Origin of the sequence: Chroococcidiopsis sp. CCNUC1 (genome assembly GCF_023546805.1) — a bacterium.
Classification (GTDB): Bacteria; Cyanobacteriota; Cyanobacteriia; order Cyanobacteriales; family Chroococcidiopsidaceae; genus Chroococcidiopsis; species Chroococcidiopsis thermalis.
The window spans coordinates 119,447-140,658 of sequence record NZ_CP097482.1 but is presented as its reverse complement, the minus strand read 5'-3'; the positions used below and the strand labels follow the sequence as shown (position 1 = coordinate 140,658).

Sequence of the window (21,212 nt, the reverse complement as noted above, 5' to 3'; positions counted from 1 at the left end):
AAGAAAAAATTTTACTGACAGTATTGACTTTGCGAATTTTGATTGAACGCTAACTCATCTACAATCAAGCTAACAATTAATTATTTTTAAGTTAACTATTTGATTGTCTTTTTGAGAGTTCTTGGATTTTCGACTCTAGTTTATTTAAAAGTTTTTCTACTTCCTTTTGACTAACGCTATCCCAGTTTTTGATTTGATTGATTTGTTGTTGAACTGACTTCACCCTTCGGGTCAACATTTTGCGAAGTGGTTCTGGCTTCTGCTGCTTGATAGATGGACTTTGAATCAATAGCTGGTTCACACGTTCGAGCAGCTCAGTAGTAGATAGGTTGCGTACAATAGCTTCTTGAAGGAGCAGTCTGCGCTCTGACTCAAATCTCGGATGTTTGAGTGGAATTAGCTTTTCAGCTTTGGTATAGTGCAGTTTTCCAGAGCGGACTGAATCTAAAAGGTCTTGTGGTAACTTTCGCAGCGGTAGATAATGCCGAGTAAAAGAGCTAATCGCAACAGCCGTTACAGTTGGTACGATCGCTTCAATAGTCCTCCATTGAAAACTATTAGGGTCGATTGTTTTGTTACTGTGTTGCCAGAATAAAGCCTCTACATCTGGCTCTGCTATCTTCAGCTCTAAGGACAAAACCTCAATTACCATATCTGCTTCTTCTAAAGCATTTAGTTGATTGCGCAGAGCATTTGTAGCTCCAGCAATTTTAGCAGCAAGAAGATCGTCTACATGAACGATTTTGGTTGGAGCTAATATCCTCAAACGCAAGCATGATTCTCGCCGATGATTGCCACCCAATAATTCATATTTACCAAAAATTTCCGGATGCGGTCTAGCAATTAGATCTTCTAACACCCCAATCTCTCTAATGCTCCGCATCATAGACTCAACTTTTTCCTCGTCTAAGGGACGGTTCTTTTTTCTCGGAATTAGATCTTCGGGAGCAAGCTGTCGAGTTGTGACACCAACTTCCGTCAGTACCTGATTTAGATCTTGTTTAGCATTTAGCCCTCCCTCTAATGCTGAAACTACCTTTAGAGTCTTAGGATCTCCTAACATGTTAGTCATATCTAACTTGTTTTTAGGCATAGATTATCATCTCCAAAGCTAACAATCGCTCTACCACAGCTTGATAAGGAAGAATTAGTCTCTCGATCAATTCCTCGCTCTCCTTGATACTGTGATTTTCCCGAATGTAGCGGTCAATTGGAATTCCAGCTAATTGAGACTCGGTAAACTTCACCGATTTTGGAACGGGAGCGAATACTGTAACTCCTTCCACCTTTGACAGTGAAATCAAAGCTCCCTTGCTAATATTAGTTGTATCGGACATGGTAGGAAGTACGCCCAAAATTTCTAGAGAGGGATTAGAACGCATTTGAACTGCTTGAATAGTATTTAGTAGCTGTTTATACCCTTTTGCTGAAAAATACTGGCATTGAACTGGAATTAGAATCAACTCGGCTGCTGTCAGAGCAGAGTACGTTAGTCGTCCTAATGATGGAGGACAATCGAGCAACACGTAGTCGTACTGACTCAGCTTGCCGAGTTGATCTTTTAAAATAAAATGAGAGTCCGGTTCGGCAATTAATTCGGCTTCCTTTTGTGCTAACCCAATATCCGATGGAATTAAATCGATCCCCCATCGTGTTGAGACAACAATCGAGTTTGGGTCTTGTCGAGGATTAAAGAGATTGGAAGCAGTCAGTTGCTCGTCGTTGATTTCTCGCACTCCTAACCCGTCCGTCAGGTTGGCTTGAGAATCAAGATCGACGACAAGGCAAGTTTTTTGAGTGCCAATCAACGATGCCTTGGCGATGGTGGTTGTGGTTTTGGCAACCCCCCCTTTCTGGTTGGCGATTGCGACAATTTTGGTCATGCTTTTGAAATTTCTCCTAGAGGTTTGTGTAATTAGCCGATCCTCAGTGTTTAACTACATTGTTTGACTTTGGCGCTCGATTATTGGCTTTCATCTTAGGTGCTAGAGTTCTGGTTAGCAACTTGTCCAGATCGATCTAATAAAAAACTTAATAAGATTTTTTGTTTAATGACAGCGTTGTCATTAGATGATGGCAGTTGGATGTAGGACGACACTGCCTACTGTACCGGCGGCAATCGATCTGCTAGTTATGACACTCATCGCAGTCGATCGTATTTCAAGTTGCCGTGCTACCATAAGCGGCAATTGTCTTGTTTGAGATTGGCACTCCATCAATTCATGGTTATGGCATCTACAGAAGCAATTGCTGCCGCATTTAGAATCGACCCCCAAATCCTTGAGAAATGGCTAGAGGGGAAACAGCCGGTTTTGGCGAAATACGCTTCGGCTCATCAACAGATTTTCGCGCAATTTGAGTACGTTGGAGGTGAGTGGCATCCTAAGCTAGATCGGCAGTCAAGTGTTGCTACGCTCGACGAACCAAGCCAAAGCCAAAATGCCGTCGAATCCGATCGCGTACAACATCCAAACTCCAGTGAGGTAGATTTAGAGCCACAGTCAACAGCAATGTTTCAAGCTGTTGGCATCGTCACAGGAGCGGTGCATTTGGATTGGGAAACTCATAAACACAGCGCGATCATCAATGGCTCGACCTACCCACTTTTTTACATATCCCAAAAGCGGAAAGCGTTTGAAGCGCTCAAAGCGGAGGTCGCTGCCACTGGCAATTCTCGCCAACGATTAATTGTTTACCCCAGAGTCATCCATTTCCCTAACAAACAGCGAGCGCATGAAATTGCGTTTCAACTCGTTGGATTTGATAAAGGGCAGCAGACAAAACAGGAAGTCTCAAGAGAGCTGCTGGACTTTGAGTTTAAGCTAGCGGGACTGTGGCAGTTTATTCCCGTCTGTCGTATCCCCTGCATCTCTATTTTTCGCAACTTTTCTTCCGAACGATTGGATTACATCAAACAAGCTGAACCTGCTAAAAAGGTGAAGTTCCTCAAAGCCAGCCATCTGCCGCTATTGTGGAAAGATGCACCATGTAAGCCATTTAGGTTCAATCCAAAAGCCGAAGGAGACCAAGGACATCCAACATTTGTCACGCTCAAAGTCAAATTTCTACCCGAACGCAATGTCTTCGGTTTTGTAGAACAGTTAACTCCCGTGCAAGAAACTGCACCCCCGTTTCTCAAAGCTTCTAAAAAAGACAAAGCCTCGTTACGGCGACAGTAATGACATAGGAGAAGAGATCGCGCTTTCGTCCTCCCAAAATTTCTAAAGCCAATTTAATAAATCTTGAAAGTCTTTATTTGCTATTTCTTTTAACTTTAAATCTTAGCTTCTGCAAACGAGATCGCTTCTAGGACTAGCCCTTTCAAGGTGTTGTGTTTTGTACAGATTTGCTGTTTGGTTGAAAGATAAAGAAATCTCAAAATGAAATGAAAGAATGCTACTAGGTCAAGTATTTGAGCGCTTTATTCAAGAAAGCCCAGTTTCTGTAATGGTGCGTGGACTTCTGGAGAAAGCCCTTTGTCCTATGCGCTTAATCTTCTCCCTCATTCTATCTACAACTATAGTGTATCACTACCATAAGCAAGCCCAAGCTCCTTAAACTCTATCTACAACTGTAGTGCAGATTTTCTTTACGAATCAGCTCTTAGTTATAGTTGGTTTCATGACCGAATATGGCAAAAACTTAGAAGAGATCGCCCAACCTCGTGTTTATCACAAACTATTTTGGAAAGCTGCTTCTGTACGCGGTTTTCTCATGCCTCTCTATCAAAAATATGCTGCTGAAGCACGCGCTCGCCTATTAAATCTTTTCTACTTTGGCAAACTTAAAGTTACTGTCGCTCCAACTCAGTTTAACGGTATAGAATCCATTCCTACTGCCGTTAAATACCTACTCGATGGACAAAATTGTGGCAAAGTGGTTGTCAGATTTTAGCTATTATTTTTATAGGTTGCAATAATTTATTACGCTTCCAGTAGCGAGGAGCCAAAATTGCGTATTTTCACAACTTCGGCACCCGATTCTTAACAACTTCGGCACCTAAATCCCACTCAACTTCGGCACCGGATTCTCATCTACTTCGGCAGGTCTAAATACAGCGTATCGGATCATGAATAGAATCACAAACAATTTGTAGAAAAGACTCGTGAATTGGATTGTCAGCGCTCATCACAAGTGAGATGGCATCCGAACATGATTGCCAATCAAATTACAATTATGTTCGTGAATGATCAACCAAGGGTCACAGAGTCTCAATTGACAAAGCGGTTTCCGTTCAGGCTGACTCTACGAGTCGAGTTGGGGCGAAACTTTACTAGTCAGTTTCCGCATTGACTCCCCTTTAAGCACTAACCTCAGCGAGTCATGCACAATCCGGTCAAGGATGGCATCGGCAAGAGTGGGATCTTGAATCTGCTGATGCCACTGATTCACAGGCAGTTGAGTGGTAAAAATACAAGAGGCATTGCGATAGCGCCCGTCGAGCAAGTCCAACAGATCGCGTGCCTGCTCTGGCGACAATGGGTCGCGCAGCCAGTCATCCAGAATCAGTAGCGAAAAGGACGCTAATTGTCGTTGCCATTTCTGAAAAGACCCATCGGCTTTTGCCAGTTTCAACTCCAGGATCAAGTCGGCACATTGGAAATAGCGAACCGTGTGACCGCGTTGACAGCACTGGTCTGCGAGCACCGATGCCAAAAAGGTTTTGCCCACCCCAGTTGGACCAACTAGGATCAAATTCAGGTGCTCGGTGAGCCATTGTCCCTGCGCGAGTTCCAGGAACTTTGACTTGGACAATCCGCGAGGCACGGTGAAATCAATGTCTGCAAGACTAGCGGTGGTGCCCAGATGAGCTTGTTTGAGTCGTCGTTGCAGTCGTTGCTGGGCGCGTCGGAGTTGTTCGCGCTCCACCAACAGTGCGAAGCGTTCCTCAAAGGTGAGGTCGTGATAGGTGGGACTTACCTGTTGCTCACTCCAGGCTTCCAGCATACCGATGAGGCGTAGAGCTTTGAGTTGGTCAACAGTAGAGGGGTTCATAGTCTGCTTCCAATTGCATTGGTGATAGTGTTGTAATTTGCGTTAGTGATAGTAGAGCGGTCCTCGGAGATTGGCATGTTCCACAACGGGTGCGGGGTCAGGTTGCGTAGGAACAGGTTCGCAGTCGAGGTGAGTGTCGAGAATCGAGCGCACTCGCCGTAGACCGACCATGCCGAAGACATTTGCCCTCTGACAAGCCGCTTCCAATCGGTCACTGCCGGATTGTTGTCCCAGTCGTTGCAGTCCTCGGATAGAGCGGAAGGCTTGTTCTTCATGATCTTTCCGGTCAAAAATGGCTTGTACCTGTGCCTGGGTGTGCGGTCCAATCTGCTGTGCCCATGCCAGGAATCGCTCCTTTGACTGTCGCTTGTACGCCCAGTGCTCTGGGGCATGTGGTCGGGCAGGGTGGTGTGACGATAAGACACGCGCGACCGTTCATGACAGGCAAGACGCTTGCCATCGTGGAATACTTCAATCAGTTGTTCACTGAACTTTGACTCGAACCTCATGCTGCACAAACCAGTAGGGCACTGAATAGTAGTGCCGTTCGACTTCGATGTGATAATCGAGGTTCACCTTAGCGGTCTTCCACCGGGCAAAGACAAACTGCTGAGTGGGTAAGGGCTTCAAGGCAGGTTTGTCCACCTGCTCAAACAAGGCTTGACGGGACAATCCATAGCCGTGCATCACCCGCTCATTCAGGCGTTTGAGTCGGATGGCAATGGTAGCATTAAGGTCGGTAAAGCTGGTAAATTGTTCATGCCGCACCGGAGCGAGGATCTGCCGCTCGACTTCCTGCACTGCCTTTTCCACTTTGGCTTTGTCGCGTGGTTTGCTGGGTCGAGCGGGAATAATTGCCAAACCGTAATGCTCGGCAAACTCCTGGTAGCTGCGATTGACTCCCGGCTCATAGCGACACGGGTCTGTAACCCCAGACTTGAGATTGTCCGGCACAATGCACTCCGGTACGCCACCTAAAAACGCCAATGCCCGTTGGTGTGCGCCAATCCAATGGGATAACTCTTGGCTAGGGGTAGCTTCTGCGTAGGTGTAGTTGCTTGCACCCAGACAGGCGACGAAGATTTGTGCCGAGTTCACTTCCCCGGTTTTCGGATGCACGACCGGAATCGTCAACCCGCAGTAGTCCACAAACAGTTTTTCTCCACCCCTATACACCTGGCGCATCGATAGCTGCTTTTGTCCTCGCCACTGGTTGTAGCGCCGACAGAAGGTGCCGTAGCTGCACTGCCACTGTTGCTTATCTAAGCCCTCTTGCCATAAGAGCGCCAACGTCACGCCTTTGCGCTGAAGTTCCAAATCTACCCGAGCAAAGTCAATTGGCTCTGCTGATTGGGTCACTTTCCGTTTCCCCTTGCCCAATTGTTCCTGAGCTTCGCTGTCACTGAGTTTGTTTAATTGCTCATAGCTCAACCCTTTGGCGCTGGCTCGACGAATATAGTCCTGCACCGTCGAACGCGCCACCGCGCAGCTTTGAGCAATAGCACACTGGCTGTAACCCAACTCGTGCAGTCGTAAAATTTCTCGAAACTTCTCCATCGACAGTAATCCTCCTTGTCGTTTCCGTTTCGTCATCCACTGAGTCCTCTGGGTCAAAACTGACCGCAGTGTAGAAGCGGGTGCCGAAGTTGGGTGAGAATTACCTGCCGAAGTTAGCTGAGAATCACCTGCCGAACTTGGTGGGAATAGGGTGCCGAAGTTGGGTGAGAATTACCTGCCGAAGTTTGTGAAATTTTGCACCTGGCTGCGTGTGGCAAAAAAACGCTCCAATACCTCAGCTAAATTTTGCAGCAGATGGAATCGGTCGGCGACTTGAATCGCATCGGGTGCCCCTTGTGTCATGCCCTGTTTGTATGACTTGGAACGATCGCTTGAACCGCACTTGTACACCTGGATGCTGCTGGAGCCATTCGGCTAAGGTGTTTGCCTCTCGGTCTTCGAGCAGCGCAATGGGACGATGCCGATCTAGATCTACCAGAATCGTGCCGTAATTTTGCCCTTTGCGAAATGCAAAATCATCCACCCCCACAGTCTTAACGGGTGCTATCGGCGGTAATGCTTGTTTAGACAGGAGGGACAAAAGAGTGCTGTCGCTGACACCACTGCTCCATTGGTAGCTCAATCGCGCTCCAGCAGCACCTCCGAGTGCTAAGCCAGTAGCGATTAATCGTTGGGCTAATCGATAGGTTCGGCGTGCCCAGGGAGCAGTTACGGTAGGCAGTCGCTCCGTGAAGATACGGCGGCTACAGCCTATATTGACGCAGAAGAACTTGCGCACCAGGAGCAGCAAAGACATACTGTAGTTGACACAGGGTAAGTCTTGCAGTGTGCGTTCGTAACGACTATGCACTCGTGAAGTCAATCCCTGGCACACTGGGCATGGAACACTGATTTGTGTTGAGGAAACTGTTAAGCTGAGGTGTCCAGTTGCACGCTCGAGCTCCCAAGTATCGAGTTGAAGGTGTGTTGGATCGGGTAGAAGATGCTGAAGGAATTCCAAACCTGATTAATTTCTTGAAGGTAGATATCTCGATCCTGCCATAAGATCACCAAAAGCTGGGATGAGCCCGAAGTTGTGATAATACAGCACGGGCGGCGTGCTGGAGTGGCACAGCCAGCGCTCAAACAACAATTTGTCCATCGCGCGCGGTTACCAGAACACAGCGAAGTTTTATGGCGGATCGAATCAGGTGTCGTCTGTAGTATGACTTGGACTGCTGAAGGCGAGCTAGTTTGCTTGGGCTATTGGGGAGTGGGAGATGTTGTCGGACATCCATTGTCCCGAGTGCAACCATACGAACTCCACTGCCTCACGGATGTAGAAATCAGTAGCTGCCTTCGCAATCAGTGGTCGCAGCTAACAGATGCCATCATTCAAAACCAGCAGCAAACCGAAGAACTACTGAGTATCGTTCACATCAATCCCCTGTTTCAAAGCTTGTGGCAGCTGCTCGTCTGGTTGAGTCAAAAATTCGGTCGCGAGGTAGGCAACGGACACTGGCTTGACCTGCCACTGACCCATCAACAGTTAGCTCAGACGCTGGGGACGAATCGCCTCACGGTGACCACGCTCCTCTAGCAGTTAGAAGCAGAGGGCAAAATCCAACGGCAGCAGCGACGGCTTGTTGTCACGCGGCACTAAAAAAGACTACACTCCTAATTTACTTCCGAGAAGTGACAGAAGAGGAATGACTTTTCTGTCTCGCAGCCAAGGCTATACCGCATTAAGTAGGAAGACAGAAATAATTACACGGCAGGCTTCAGGTCAAGTCGAAGTATAGTAAGATTTGGTCGCGTAATCTATATAAGCCTGCCGTGTAATTATTAGCGTCCGGGTACTTATCACGTTGAAATTGGGCTATACAACTTCACAACTTTGTTAGTTTTGATACAAACTAACTATTACCGGGCCAGATATTCTTGGCTAAAAAAATAAATCTTTACCTAATGTATCAATGCCTGAATTTGCAGTATTTATCGGCTTAGAGCAACACACGCTAGAGTTACAAAAATACGGACTCAAAATCGAGCAATTAGGTAAGGCAATACAAGAACATGGCGACCATATAGCAGTGAAATACGGTCGGCTGATTGAGCAATGTAGTAAAGTCGTTCGGCAGGAAGTAGAAGAAGCAGATATTTATATCCAAGTAGCAATAGAACTGGCAGAAGAAGCGCAAAACTGTACCCAAGTAGCGGTAAAGCTGGAGGATTATTATACAGAATTGATAACGCCGATCACACAGTCACAATTGGAAGCAAGAGATGCGTTTAGTCAGGCACTTGACATTTTCGCCCAGATGATGCAGAAAAGAATCGAGTTAGTCGGCAAGCATCTCTAGCATCGCCACCACTTCCTCTATCCAAATCATAGTAACTCTGGCTTGTCATTATTAGTTAGAGAAAAAGTAAAAATCAGGGTGAACTCGGAAAATAATAATTGAACTTGTGATGCTATAAGCACTTTCATGAGAGTTTAGAAAAGCCTCAAGATAATTGAGAATAGGAAAAATTGTTAACCAGAAATATATCAAGTTAAATAAAGTAAAAGCTTAAATAATAGACCTGTCCGAAATATAAATCTGGATAAAAAAAATGGTAGAACGGTAAATTGAGTGTCTACCGTTGGTCTACCATGATGAAAAATCCACTTCATTATATTCACAAATATCCACACCGTAGCAAGCAAATATTGAGAATTAGCTATGAACAATTCTTCTTCTTAGTCAAACAAGTTGAATTGAGCCATAAAGAGAGACAAGCTGAAACAGAACGTCAGAAAGTTCGACTCAACGCCAGAGGTGGGGGACGTAAACCGAAACTAACAATTCCAAAAGAAGTATGCTTGAGTCTATTTTACTTAAGACAAATGCCAACATTTGAAGTTTTAGGAATATACTTTAATCTCGGGTGCGAGTAGCAATGGATACTGTTGGCGAAGTCGAAAAAAGCTGTCATCTGGGCGGTTCAATGAGCGCGATGAAGCGATTGAGAGCTTTTTGAGCAGCTTTATATCCAGGGGCTTGCTTACCTAACTTGAGGTCAAGCAAAACACGATCGCGTTTTGCCTCAAGGTCTGGGATCTGGGGGAGCACAATTGTCGCCCGCTCCACTCGCTGTACGTTTTCTTGACTCAGGTCGTGTATCTCCGCTTTGAGTCGCTCTATTTCCTTATCCTGCCAAGTATTACATGGCAGCTCTTTGACCTCGTTCCGTGTAATACTCGGCAGAACTTCTTCTTTCTGCTGTGTAATACTTGAGCGGTTCTGCTCCCTAACAATCTGCTCTAAATAGTCAGCTCTAGTTACGCCTGAGCATTCAGCAGCAATGCCCAATGCCTTCCAGGTTCGATCGGTTAGTCTCAAAGAGCGGACCTTACGGTAATCTTCGTTTTTGAGCGCGAACTTCCCCTGGACATCACGTTTCATAGCCATTTTCCATGTATTACACCGTAATTTTAGTCTCTTAGATGAAAAACGGTCAACCGTGTATTACCAGGTTAAGGATGATTCAGATGCGCTTGGGAGCCAGAATCTTCACGAAGAAAGCTTCCAGTTGGAGCTAGGGCAGCAAATCGTGAGGTTCTGGTTTTTGCATGGGGAATACCGCGCAACCAGGCAACCACGCGAACTAGATCAATTGCTACAGCCGTCATAATGTGCTGTAATCGGGCTTTTGCCAAGCCAATGTAACGTGCTCACCGCAGACCAAAGGACCGAATCCCTTGTGATATAGTCCCTTCAACTCCAGCCCGTCGGTTGTAGCGTTGTTTCCATTCCGCCGTCTGTTGTTGCTGTCGAATCGATTGAATAGCTTGATGTTCAGCCTGGGGGCGCAATCTAATGAATCGTGAATCGGTTTTTGAGCCAGTGCATAAAGACCGAGAATTACAGACTCGGCAGACTGGGCGAGAAAACTTGACGTTAATTCCAGCATTACCCCACTTATCGTCACTGGGAGTCCAAGTGGTACTTGTTTGACCTTGAGGACAGGTAACTGTGTGCGCATCCCAGTTGACGATAAATTGACTATTGTCGTATCCACCAGAAATTTTAGCCTGCCAACTTGTATTCGGACGTACAGGACCAATGAGATCTACTCCATGCTCGACTTTACTACTAATCAGCAGCTCTCCATCAACATAACCAGCATCTACAATATGCTCTGTTGGCAGCAATGCTTTAGCGGAAAGTGCTTCATGAATAGGCTCTGTCTGCTCCACATCGGAAAGATGGGCATGGGTTGTCTCCACATTAGTAATTAGATGAACCTCGTCAACATCACATGTTTCAGTAATGTGCACTTTATAGCCCGTCCAAGTGGTAGAGCGCTTGTTGCCATAACGGGCATCAGGGTCGTAGGGGGAGTCAAAGCGGTTGCCTGCTGGTGGTAAGTCTGCTTTCTCCCGCCAGCACACTTGACCATTATCCATATAATATAATATTGATGCACCCACGTTTGCCGGAGAATCTCCACAACGGGTATTTGCCGTAGCCATTGAGGTGTTGTTTCATCATCGTAAATAGCTATCAACAGATGCATTCCATCACAGCCAATAGTTTGGGCGTACTCCTTGCGTGCCGCAATGCCTTTGGGCAAACGATACTCGTCTACTGCATGCCCATAGCGGTCAAACCACTCCTGTGGAACCCAGGAACACAACCAGTCGGCAGCAACGGTAGCCAAAGTGTTAAGTGCAGCACGCAGGGTCTCGCCTACGCTTTCAAGTCGGTTCAGGGTGCGGATGCTCGCCAGCACATGTGTTGAGTCGGTGCGCTGTTTCCCTCTTGCTTTCAGCCAACCCCGCTCCTTGAACTGCTTGAGCAGCGTATCCAATAACTGTTGCTCGCTACCTCCGGCAATTAACCGCGCTCGAAACTCGCACAGTACACTAAAATCAAACCCAGGGTCAGTCAACTCTAAAGCTAAGACATATTTCCAATCGATTCGACTGCGGACTGCCTCTGCTGCTTGCCGATCTGACAGTTCCTCCATAAATTGCATCACACAGATTAGCACTAAGCGCCAAGGACTAAAAGCTGGTTGCCCATGCGTGGGAAACAATGTTTCAAAATCTCGATCGTTATAGAGAGTTCCTATTTCGTCGCGCATGGTGATGTAGAGATTACCTTTGGGAAAGGCAGCGCGAGCGACACGCACCGTTTGTTCTGGAACAGGGCTAATGGTTTGAGGTTGAAGCACTTCGACGATTCCTCCAGCTGCTTCCCCAATCGATGGGGGTTAATGCTAGCACCTTAGTATTTTCCCATGCCTGCCCTTTTTTGACTTCGCCAACAGTATCCATTGCTACTCGCACCCGAATCTCTGCGGGTCAAATTCCCCGCCGCTTTGCGGCGTAAAATCAAAGAATGAGCGAATATATCCATAAAAGTCATAACGTAACAGTTTTGCTTTACCATTTAGTATTTCCCGCTAAGTATCGACGGGCTGTGTTCGACGAACAAGTGGATGCAGTTTTGAGAGAAGTGTGCTGAGAAATTGAGAAGCGTTACGAAATCAAATTTGTCGAAATTGGCGTGGACAAAGACCATGTGCATTTTTTGGTGCAATCAGTACCAACTTACAGTGTGACCAAACTTGTCACAATGTTGAAAAGTCTGACTGCACGAGAAGTGTTCCAACGCTGCCCTCATGTGAAACAACAGCTATGGGGTGGTGAGTTTTGGAGTGATGGTTATTTTGCCACTACAGTTGGAAAGCATGGAGACGAAGGTATGATTGCTAAATATGTAAAAAAACAAGGAAATGACTATCTTAAGCTGCACCGAGATGAGCAATTGACTCTTTTTTGATTCTGATACCCCGTCCGCTTGCGGCGGGGTAGTTCATTTGAAGCAGCCGAGGTGGTTTTGCCCATGAACTAGTAGTAACACTTATTGTCTGTGACATTAGATCTCTATGTCGATTGCAGCTGGGCAGCAGTAACAATAGTAAATGACTCTACCAAAACTTATTGCGATTCGGACACAATAAGATTAACGCATATCCGCTCGGAATACGATTGTTTTTTATAATACTATTCCCTGTGAACCAAAAAAAATTACGTATGTATCAGTTTCAACTGATTTAGCTAACTAAAACTATAAAAAACTTTTCGCAATAAATCTGCCAAAATCTTTTAATCTAGGTAGTCCCGGCGATTGAGATATATCTGTCTGGTTACAACCGTACTTCGGGAGCTGTGTCAATAATTAGTAGTAGCAGCTTTGTCTTCAACAAAAGTTTATATTTTCTGGCTTGTTTGAAGCAAGCATCTGTAATAGGCTATTTAGTGTTAATAAAAATAGTTCTCAACAACAGCGGGTTGAGGTAGGTTGAGCAGCAGAGCCAACACATCTTTTGGGCTGAAGAGGTTGGACTGTCAGATTGAAATAGAAATAGATAGATTGAGAAGACTAGTGCCTAACAGGACTAGAAATGTTTCTCGTGGCAATTTAATTGGAAGCGCTCGCTCTTTGACCGATTCAGTTTATCCATCGTTTGTCATTAAGGGTGTATTATCATGACCGCTCGCATAGACTTTTTATTGTTCAAATTTTCAGCTAATTGTGCTAATGCGTATAAGAACTTGAAATACTTCTCGTAGTTGAGCATCAGTTGCTCTATAGACTCCACTACGACAGAATTATTGTAGAGTAGCCCAAGTAAGAAGAAGCAAAGTTACACGGCTCTCCAGGCTTTTGGGCGATAACCAAAACTCATGTTTGATGTCACGCTGAGCGAAACGCAGTGTAGTGACGTATCTTCCAGATTCTTTGCTGTGCTAATGCTACGCTCACAATCACAAACTTGTCTCATCCAGAACTTTTCTCACCTCATTTCCAGAAGAGGCAGTTACACGTATAGCTAAGTCGGTATGAATCTCAGCTCAATTACTCGCAGGAGGAAGGTAGCTGTTTGGGCGTGCCAATCCCGTGAGGTTAGCAAAACTGGCAGTGTTGGTAGCTCTATAGCTGCTATCCTCCGTCAAGCGAATAGAATCATTCGAGATTATGAGCAAGACTAAAATCGCTTTCTTGTTTACAGGTCAAGGTTCCCAATATGTAGGTATGGGATACCAACTTTATGAGACTCAACCGATCTTTCGTCAATCTCTAGAGTACTGCAATGAAATTTTACGCCCTCATTTGGAACAACCTTTGCTCTCTGTGTTGTATCCACATGCGGGAGACAAGACACAAGCACTTACCCTTCTCGATCGAACTGCTTACACCCAACCTGCTTTATTTGCTTTGGAATTTTCCTTAGCTCAGTTATGGCGTTCGTGGGGAGTAGAGCCAGACATAGTGATCGGTCATAGTGTTGGAGAGTACGTAGCAGCTTGTATCGCTGGAATTTTCAGTTTGTCAGATGGACTAAAGTTAATCGCCCAACGTGCAAGGCTGATGCAGACTTTACCCCAGTGTGGTGAGATGGTGGCAGTGTTTGCTTCTGAAGCACAGGTAAGAGCAGCGATCGCATCTGACAACGAACAGGTAACAATTTCGGCAATAAACAGCCCAGAGCATATAACAATCTCTGGTAGGCGCAAAGCAGTACGTTCTGTAGCTTTAGAACTAGAAGCAGAGGGAATTAAATCCCGATTTTTGCATGTGTCACACGCTTTTCATTCTCCTTTAATGGAACCAATACTAGATAGTTTTGAACAAATTGCTACCGAAGTCCTGAAACAAACAGCCATGCAGGTCAACTATTCTTCTCCCCACATCCCCTTAGTTTCTAGTTTGACTGGCAACCTAGTTAGTGGAAAAGAGGTATCTCAAGCTGAGTACTGGTGTCGTCATATTCGCGAACCAGTCAGATTTGCCGCAGGAGTACAAACTACATACGAACAAGAGTGCGAGATCTTTTTAGAGATTGGTCCTCATCCCGTGCTGATAGAAATGGGTCGTAGATGTTTACCTTCAGGAAAAGGCGTTTGGTTAGCCTCGCTGCGAAAAAATGAGTCCGATTCGCAGCAACTCCTTCAGAGTTGGAATGAATTATACAATCGTGGCGTGAAATTAAATTGGAGTAAAACTGACCGAGACTACTCTCTACCTGACTTGAAGATAGCATCCCGTAAACCCAAATCAGAGATTAAATTGCACTGCTGAGGAGTTGTATTGCATAGATACCCATGAGATGAAGATTCTGAGAAGGTGTTAGATATGTCACAAATTGAACTCTCACTCATCCTTACCGATGGCGGAACTCAACCCCGCGCTAGCCTTAATCCAGAATTAATTAATGAGTATGCCGAAGCTATGACCGCAGGGGCAAAGTTTCCTCCGGCGATCGTTTTCTACGATGGGACAAGTTACTGGCTGGCTGACGGCTTTCACCGCTTGGAGGCTGCCAAAAAGATAGAGTCTCCCACCATCGCAGTAGACATTCGACAGGGAAGCCGCCGAGATGCTGTCCTCCATTCAGTCGGAGCTAACGCTATACACGGGCTGAGGCGCTCCAACGCTGATAAGAGAAGAGCTGTACTGACACTACTAGGCGATCGCGAGTGGTGCCTGTGGAGTAACAGAGAAGTTGCTAAGCAATGTGGCGTTGGAGAGTGGTTGGTTCGCCAACTAAAGGAAGAACTATCTGCGTGTGACACGCAGATAAACCAAGTATATGCCAGAAAGTGCGGTGTTGATGAGGATACTTTGAGAAAGGTGCAGCAAAGACTAGAAGCTCAAACTCAAGAGTGCATGGCTCAGCGCCAAGGTACAACTTACACTATCAGCACGGCTAGTATTAGTAAACGTAGTAAAAAGGTGGCTTCTACAGAAAAGTCTACTCCAACGGAAGCTCCTGAAGCGAAACCTACTGATAAAACCTTTACTAGTACAGATAAAACGAGAGAGCAATTATCTACAACAGCAGACACACAAACACCGTTACAATCAGAAAATGGTAGCTTCGTTCAAACTCAAAATAGGGTTTTCGATCGCCCCTACTGTTCTGAAAAATCGGAAATTAGGTTGCTTGAATTGAATAGAATACATGTTCCCACCCCTAAAGGAGACAAACATTTTCTTGAGCTAGACTTGAAGGCAACTGCTCCCTCCAAGCAGTTTCAGGTAGGCGATTACATTCGTGTTTTGCCTTCGCAAAACGGTGAGTTAGAGGAACAGTGGACTGGTAAAACTGCAAGGGTTTGCCAGGTGACAACTGACAATCTGCTTCAGGTGGATGTCGAGGGACATGAAGAAGCAAAACTTTTACTAAGCTCCGAGTGCGTGGAACGAATAGCTCCAGAAACTGTTGAGATCGGCAACGAACGACCAGGAAATGAGAATATTGAAGCAATTGACCGACATTCCCAAGAATACTCAGAAGTAGTATTTGAATCAAAACCAGAAGCCAGTGATGTTTCAAAGGAAGTGCTAAAAGAACATGTCCGCATTATCAGTATCGAACAGGAGAAGCATCAGCAGGTTGAGGAAGTGCTTCAAACTTTTGAGGTCATTCTCCCTGGTGCTCGTATCGAAATTGAAGGTCATCCGAGTACGCTTGTTACTCTGTTTCAGCAGATGCAGAGCAATCCCACATTTGCTGAGGAAGTCCTGCGACAGGCACAATTACTCACTACAAGTAGTTGTGTTGCGATCGCTAGCAAGACAATGTACTTAGCTTGAACTGTTGATAATTTAAATAGCATTTTTTTAATGAGTTCTAAGTACCAGATCGCAGGCATCACAGGGTCTCGATCGCAATCATTTTGCAAGACAAATGCACTAATTGCAGATGCTTTGAAATACAGATTGACTACTAAAAAGTTAATTGAGCAATACGTTTTTGAGGTCTTTTACTTTATGGACGCTTTAGGGGCAATGGATACTCTGAAGGCAACACTTGTTGAGTTAGGTATTCCGGAAGGGATGCTTCATCAATGCACTTTACTACACCAAGATCTACAGCTTGACTCCACTGAAACAGTAGAAATTTCTTTGAGATTAAAACGCAAGCTGGGACTCAATATAAAGCTTGAATCTCGACAGGATATGACGCTAGCTCACGTGTGTAGTCTGATCGAGACAGCTAAGCTAACTAGTTCTAAATGAGAAAAAGTACAATTCTGTTGGGTAATTGCAAACAAAAGGAAACAATCATGAGAACTGACCAACAGTGCCAAAATGTAACAGATTTTTTTAAGCAGCAAGAGTCTGAAGCGTTATCTCCTGAGTACGAAAGCACAGCCAGAGTTAAGGGGATTGGTATAGATATCACACCCATTTATAGAATTACCAAATTGATTGACCAGTGCGATCGCGAAACTTTGAATTTGCTGTTTGCGCCTGACGAGATCGACCGTTGCCAAGCAGCTCATAATCCGCTCCAGTCTTATGCAGTTTGCTTTGCCACCAAAGAAGCTGTGGGAAAAGCCCTAGGTACGGGATTAGCTGGCATTGGTTGGAATGAAATAGAAGCCAACATCACGCATAGTAAGTTGATCGTTCATCTCCACGGACAAGCAAGTATTGAGGCATCCAGATTAGGTATACGGGAATGGTTAGCTACTTGGTCGTGTTGGGAGCAATACGTATTAGTTCAGGTTCTAGCTCAGTAATTTCTTCTAATATTTGAAACTTTACAGTATTCAAGTTGAATCCATGAATCAGCAATATTCTCATTTATCTCCAGCCAAGCAAGCTCTGTTAGAACAATGGAAAGGCAAACAGTTAAGCCGCCAAACGATTCCCAAGCGGTCAGATCGTACTCCGCCTCCTCTATCTTTTTCTCAACAGCGACTCTGGTTTATCGATCGGTATTATGGTGGTAGTTCTTTCTATAATATTCCTGCTGCCTTACATCTTACAGGAGCATTGAATCAAGTTGCATTGCAGCGCAGTTTTGCTGAGATCGTGAGACGACATGAGAGTTGGCGTACTGCTTTCACTCAAATTGACGATCGCCCCGTGCAACAGATACTTCCAGAATTGATAATAGAGGTGCCGACGATCGATCTCAGACTGTCTCAAGATTGGCAAACAGAAGTACAGCAAATCGCAGCAGCACAAACGCGCAAACCATTCGATCTAACGCAACCTCCCCTGTTCCGAGCATCGCTATTGCGGATTTGTGAGACAGAACATGTCTTGCTGCTGATCGTGCATCACATCATTTCTGATGGGTGGTCGATGGGTGTATTAATGCAAGAATTTGCAACGCTTTATGCTGCTTTCTCAGACAATTGCCCTGCTCCATTGACAGAATTATTACCGGAACTGGCAGTTCAATATGCAGATTTTGCTATTTGGCAGCGCGATCGCCTCCAAGGGAATATATTCAATACTCAACTCACTTATTGGAAAGAACATTTAAGCGGCGAATTACCTATCTTACAGTTACCAACCGATCGCCCACGACCTGCGATCGCTTCATTTGCTGGAGCAAGGTATCACTTTAGCCTTTCTGCCGCGTTAACCAAACGGCTGCATCAATCGAGCCAGCAACAAGAAGTCACGTTATTCATGACTTTACTTGCAGCCTTTAATGTATTGCTATATCGCTACACCGAGCAGGACGATATTCTCGTTGGTACACCCGTTGCGAACCGCAATCGGATGGAACTCGAAAAGTTGCTTGGCTGTTTTGTAAATACAATCGTTATTCGCACTCATTTGCAATCCGATCTGACAGCACGAGACCTATTGGCACAGGTGCGAGAAGTCACGCTAGGCGCGTATGCACATCAAGATTTGCCGTTTGAAAAACTAGTTGAGGAACTACAACCAGAGCGCGATCTCAGCCGTAATCCGTTGTTTCAAGTGATGTTTGCCTTACAAAATGCGCCGATGCCCGCTCGAACCGTAGCTGGTTTAAAAGCTTGTCCCTCCAATGTAGATGGCGATACGGCAATGTTCGATCTATTCCTGTCCGTGATGGAGGTACAAGACGGCATATCTGGTTTTTTGGAATACAATACCGATCTATTTGATGCTACGACAATTGTTCGATTCATCGAACATTATCAAACGCTATTAGAAAGCTTTGTCACTTATCCAGATTGCTCCATTTCAGAATTACCGCTGTTAACAGCATCAGCTCGACAGCAAACGATCGCAGATTGGAACGAGACTCGCGCTAACTATCCTCATGATGCGACTCTGCATCAACTGTTTGAACGACAGGTAGAGCGATCGCCCCACAATCCTGCATTGTTTAATGATTCCGAAACATTGACCTACGAACAATTGAATCGAGCAGCAGATCGACTGGCTCATTACTTACGGTCATTGGGTGTTACGACTGGTACGCCTGTTGCCATTTACCTGGATCGATCTCCGAGATTGGTAATCGGAATTCTTGCCATTCTCAAGGCTGGGGGAGCTTATGTTCCGCTCGATCCTAATTATCCGAGCGATCGCCTCGCGTTCATGTTGTCCGATTCTCAAGCATCCTTGATTTTGACGCAGCAAAGTCTTTTGGAGAAATTACCTGCCTCATCTGCCGTACCCATTTGTCTCGATCGAGAGATTGAGCAAATGCCAATATCTCAAGCAAACCTACACAGTTCAGTCACCGCAGACGATCCCGCCTATATCATCTACACGTCTGGCTCAACGGGAACTCCTAAAGGTGTTTTAGGAACCCACCGAGGAACAGCGAACGGACTGCACTGGTATTGGAAAACTTATCCCTTTGCGGCTCGCGAACGATGCTGTCAGAAGACTGCTATAAGCTTTGTAGATTCAGTTTGGGAGATTTTTGCACCGCTGCTGCAAGGAATTCCCCTCATTCTCATTCCCATTGAGATTGTCAAAGATCCCCAACAATTTTTAGAAACACTAGCGAAGTATCGAGTGACGCGCATTATTTTAGTGCCTTCATTACTTCGTTTACTGTTGCAGAATTACGCGCATCTTACGTCAAAGCTCTCCGACCTAAAGATTTGGATTACCAGCGGAGAAGAGCTATCTGCCGATTTGGTGAAGACATTCCGAGCCGTGCTGCCTACTGCAAGGCTGATCGACCTTTATGGCTCATCCGAAGTGTCTGCGAATGTCACTTACTATGACACGCACCAATTACCTGATTCAGCATCTCGCGTTCCCATCGGTCGTCCAATTGATAACACCCAGGTGTATGTACTCGATCGCCAATTACAGCCCGTTCCAATCGGCGTTTTGGGCGAGCTGTATGTCAGTGGAGATAGTTTAGCCAAAGGTTATTGGCAGCGCGTAGAACAAACTCAAGAACGATTCATCGATCATCCTTTTATTCCGAATCGGAAACTTTACAAGACAGGGGACATTGTTCGATATTTAAGTGACGGTAATTTAGAGTATTGGGGACGGCGCGATCTCCAGGTGAAACTGCGTGGTTTTCGGATTGAGCTGTCTGAAATTGAAGCAGCGATCGCTCAACATTCAGCAGTGCAGGAATCAGTTGTCATTGCTCGTCAAACGACGCAAGACGATTTACGGTTAATTGCTTATATCATTCCAACAGCCGTTGAAGAACAAGAGATCGTTTCCCAACTTCACCAAGTCCTTAGCACTAAACTACCAGATTTCATGCTGCCATCGGGGTATGTGGTTCTGGATCGATTGCCGATCGCGCCAAGTGGTAAAATCGATCGGCGATCGCTGCCGCTAGAAGCAACGATTAGTCCGACGGCAATCTCTACGCATATCGCACCGCGCAATCCGTGGGAACTGGCGATCGCGCACATTTGGGAGACGCTGCTTCAGGTGAAACCGATTAGCATCACAGACAATTTTTTTGAGTTAGGTGGGCACTCCTTCCTAGCAGTTCGTCTGATGGCGCAAATTTACGAACGATTTGGGCAGACGCTACCGCTTTCTAGCCTATTTGAAGGGGCAACCATCGAACGACTAGCTCAACAACTACAGCAGCGTATTGGTGCTGGAACTGGTTCTCCGCTCGTTGCCATTCAGCCATCTGGATCTAAATGCCCTTTCTTCTGCATTCATCCTGCGGGTGGGACGATCGTCGCTTATCCCAAACTGGCAAAGTATTTAGGTGAGGATCGACCATTCTACGCGATCGAACAGAATCCCGATCTAGCAGAACCAGAAATTCTTTCCATTGAAGCAACAGCAGCCCATTATCTTGAATACATCCGCACCGTTCAACCCGAAGGGCCGTATCACATTGGCGGTTGGTGTTATGGTGGAGTCGTTGCTTTCGAGATGGCTCAACAATTACACCAGCAAGGGCAGGCAGTTGACTTGCTTGTTGTTATGGATGCGATCGCACCGGAAACAAAGATTCAAACCACAGCAGATGATAGTGCTAAATTTATCATCCGCATTGCCGAATCTGCGAAGTATCTATTTGGAATAGACGTATCCATATCCTATCAGGAACTCTTACCGCTTTCACCGGACGATCGGTTTCGGCTACTCATGAATCGGGCAAACATCACCAGCGATGCTGAAATTCAGCAGCATTTGCGCGGTTACAAACTCTTCAATGCCCACGTACAAGCTTTACGGGATTATATCCCACAACCCTATCCCAAAGACACGATCCTGTTCCGCGCTCGTGAAGCACTAGTGTATCCGTTTCAAACTGCTGAGTTTTCCAGTTCCGATCCACTGCTGGGTTGGGGCAAATATACGCGCCAATCCATTCGGGCGATCGACGTTCCTGGCAATCATTTCTCGATGTTTGCCGAACCATATGTTAAAGATTTAGGAAAAAAATTGAAAAGTATTCTCAATTAGGTATAG

General features: G+C 45.6%; 16 protein-coding genes and 3 pseudogenes. 10 read left to right on the top strand and 9 right to left on the bottom strand.

Translation table 11 applies throughout. The features are described from left to right. Positions 1 to 91: 91 nt before the first annotated feature. Together M5J74_RS31585 and M5J74_RS31580 are read right to left on the bottom strand one after the other, a co-directional pair. Positions 92 to 1,093 (bottom strand): ParB N-terminal domain-containing protein, encoded by a 1,002-nt coding sequence (locus tag M5J74_RS31585; RefSeq protein WP_250017993.1) that lies wholly within the window; start codon positions 1,091 to 1,093, stop codon positions 92 to 94. Continuing rightward, positions 1,086 to 1,883 (bottom strand): ParA family protein, encoded by a 798-nt coding sequence (locus tag M5J74_RS31580; RefSeq protein ID WP_250017991.1) that lies wholly within the window; start codon positions 1,881 to 1,883, stop codon positions 1,086 to 1,088. Before M5J74_RS31580 ends, M5J74_RS31585 begins: the two co-directional genes overlap by 8 nt. A gap of 339 nt (positions 1,884 to 2,222) precedes the next feature. Here M5J74_RS31580 and M5J74_RS31575 point away from each other — a divergent pair, with 339 nt between their 5' ends. Beyond that, positions 2,223 to 3,179 (top strand): hypothetical protein, encoded by a 957-nt coding sequence (locus tag M5J74_RS31575; protein WP_250017990.1) that lies wholly within the window; start codon positions 2,223 to 2,225, stop codon positions 3,177 to 3,179. Positions 3,180 to 3,603: 424 nt separating this feature from the next. Beyond that, positions 3,604 to 3,894: pseudogene (locus M5J74_RS31570) on the top strand (alcohol dehydrogenase); the annotation flags it as partial. Positions 3,895 to 4,245: 351 nt separating this feature from the next. Here M5J74_RS31570 and istB read toward each other — a convergent pair. The 5 genes from istB to M5J74_RS31550 form a co-directional block, all read right to left on the bottom strand. Then, positions 4,246 to 4,995, bottom strand: a complete 750-nt coding sequence (istB, locus tag M5J74_RS31565; protein WP_250017989.1) for an IS21-like element helper ATPase IstB — start codon at positions 4,993 to 4,995, stop codon at positions 4,246 to 4,248. 42 nt (positions 4,996 to 5,037) lie between these two features. Beyond that, a complete protein-coding gene (locus M5J74_RS31560; protein WP_250017987.1) occupies positions 5,038 to 5,202 on the bottom strand; it encodes a hypothetical protein in 165 nt (54 codons plus the stop codon). 276 nt (positions 5,203 to 5,478) lie between these two features. Further along, a complete protein-coding gene (gene istA / locus M5J74_RS31555) occupies positions 5,479 to 6,588 on the bottom strand; it encodes an IS21 family transposase (RefSeq protein ID WP_250017985.1) in 1,110 nt (369 codons plus the stop codon). 135 nt (positions 6,589 to 6,723) lie between these two features. Then, on the bottom strand, positions 6,724 to 6,831 hold the full coding sequence (locus tag M5J74_RS33800; protein WP_371934134.1) for a hypothetical protein: 108 nt from the start codon (positions 6,829 to 6,831) through the stop codon (positions 6,724 to 6,726). Further along, positions 6,788 to 7,309: a transposase gene (locus M5J74_RS31550; RefSeq protein WP_371934133.1), complete on the bottom strand. Its 522-nt coding sequence runs from the start codon at positions 7,307 to 7,309 to the stop codon at positions 6,788 to 6,790. Before M5J74_RS31550 ends, M5J74_RS33800 begins: the two co-directional genes overlap by 44 nt. A gap of 279 nt (positions 7,310 to 7,588) precedes the next feature. On the opposite strand from M5J74_RS31550, the gene M5J74_RS31545 reads away from it, so the two are divergent. From M5J74_RS31545 to M5J74_RS31535, 3 genes are all read left to right on the top strand, one after another. After that, positions 7,589 to 8,092: a Crp/Fnr family transcriptional regulator gene (locus M5J74_RS31545; RefSeq protein ID WP_250017984.1), complete on the top strand. Its 504-nt coding sequence runs from the start codon at positions 7,589 to 7,591 to the stop codon at positions 8,090 to 8,092. A gap of 376 nt (positions 8,093 to 8,468) precedes the next feature. After that, positions 8,469 to 8,855, top strand: coding sequence for a hypothetical protein (locus M5J74_RS31540; protein ID WP_250017983.1), 387 nt, complete (start codon positions 8,469 to 8,471; stop codon positions 8,853 to 8,855). 350 nt (positions 8,856 to 9,205) lie between these two features. After that, the gene (locus M5J74_RS31535) at positions 9,206 to 9,433 is read left to right on the top strand and encodes a transposase family protein (RefSeq protein WP_250017982.1); all 228 of its coding nucleotides are present in this window, start codon (positions 9,206 to 9,208) and stop codon (positions 9,431 to 9,433) included. A 34-nt stretch (positions 9,434 to 9,467) separates the two neighbouring features. On the opposite strand, the gene M5J74_RS31530 is transcribed toward M5J74_RS31535, so the two are convergent. Together M5J74_RS31530 and M5J74_RS31525 are read right to left on the bottom strand one after the other, a co-directional pair. Next, positions 9,468 to 9,941, bottom strand: a complete 474-nt coding sequence (locus tag M5J74_RS31530) for a hypothetical protein (RefSeq protein ID WP_250017981.1) — start codon at positions 9,939 to 9,941, stop codon at positions 9,468 to 9,470. Between the two features lie 71 nt (positions 9,942 to 10,012). Beyond that, positions 10,013 to 11,715: pseudogene (locus M5J74_RS31525) on the bottom strand (IS1182 family transposase). 167 nt (positions 11,716 to 11,882) lie between these two features. Between M5J74_RS31525 and tnpA the strand changes: the two are divergent. From tnpA to M5J74_RS31495, 5 genes and pseudogenes are all read left to right on the top strand, one after another. Then, positions 11,883 to 12,326: pseudogene (gene tnpA, locus M5J74_RS31520) on the top strand (IS200/IS605 family transposase). A gap of 1,200 nt (positions 12,327 to 13,526) precedes the next feature. Continuing rightward, a complete protein-coding gene (locus M5J74_RS31515; protein WP_106216191.1) occupies positions 13,527 to 14,630 on the top strand; it encodes an acyltransferase domain-containing protein in 1,104 nt (367 codons plus the stop codon). Positions 14,631 to 14,684: 54 nt separating this feature from the next. After that, a complete protein-coding gene (locus M5J74_RS31510; protein WP_106216190.1) occupies positions 14,685 to 16,148 on the top strand; it encodes a ParB/RepB/Spo0J family partition protein in 1,464 nt (487 codons plus the stop codon). A gap of 473 nt (positions 16,149 to 16,621) precedes the next feature. Beyond that, positions 16,622 to 17,080 carry a holo-ACP synthase gene (locus M5J74_RS31500; RefSeq protein ID WP_106216206.1) on the top strand — a complete coding sequence of 153 codons (459 nt, stop codon included), beginning with the start codon at positions 16,622 to 16,624 and terminating at the stop codon, positions 17,078 to 17,080. A 43-nt stretch (positions 17,081 to 17,123) separates the two neighbouring features. Continuing rightward, positions 17,124 to 21,206: a non-ribosomal peptide synthetase gene (locus M5J74_RS31495; protein ID WP_250017978.1), complete on the top strand. Its 4,083-nt coding sequence runs from the start codon at positions 17,124 to 17,126 to the stop codon at positions 21,204 to 21,206. Positions 21,207 to 21,212 lie beyond the last annotated feature (6 nt).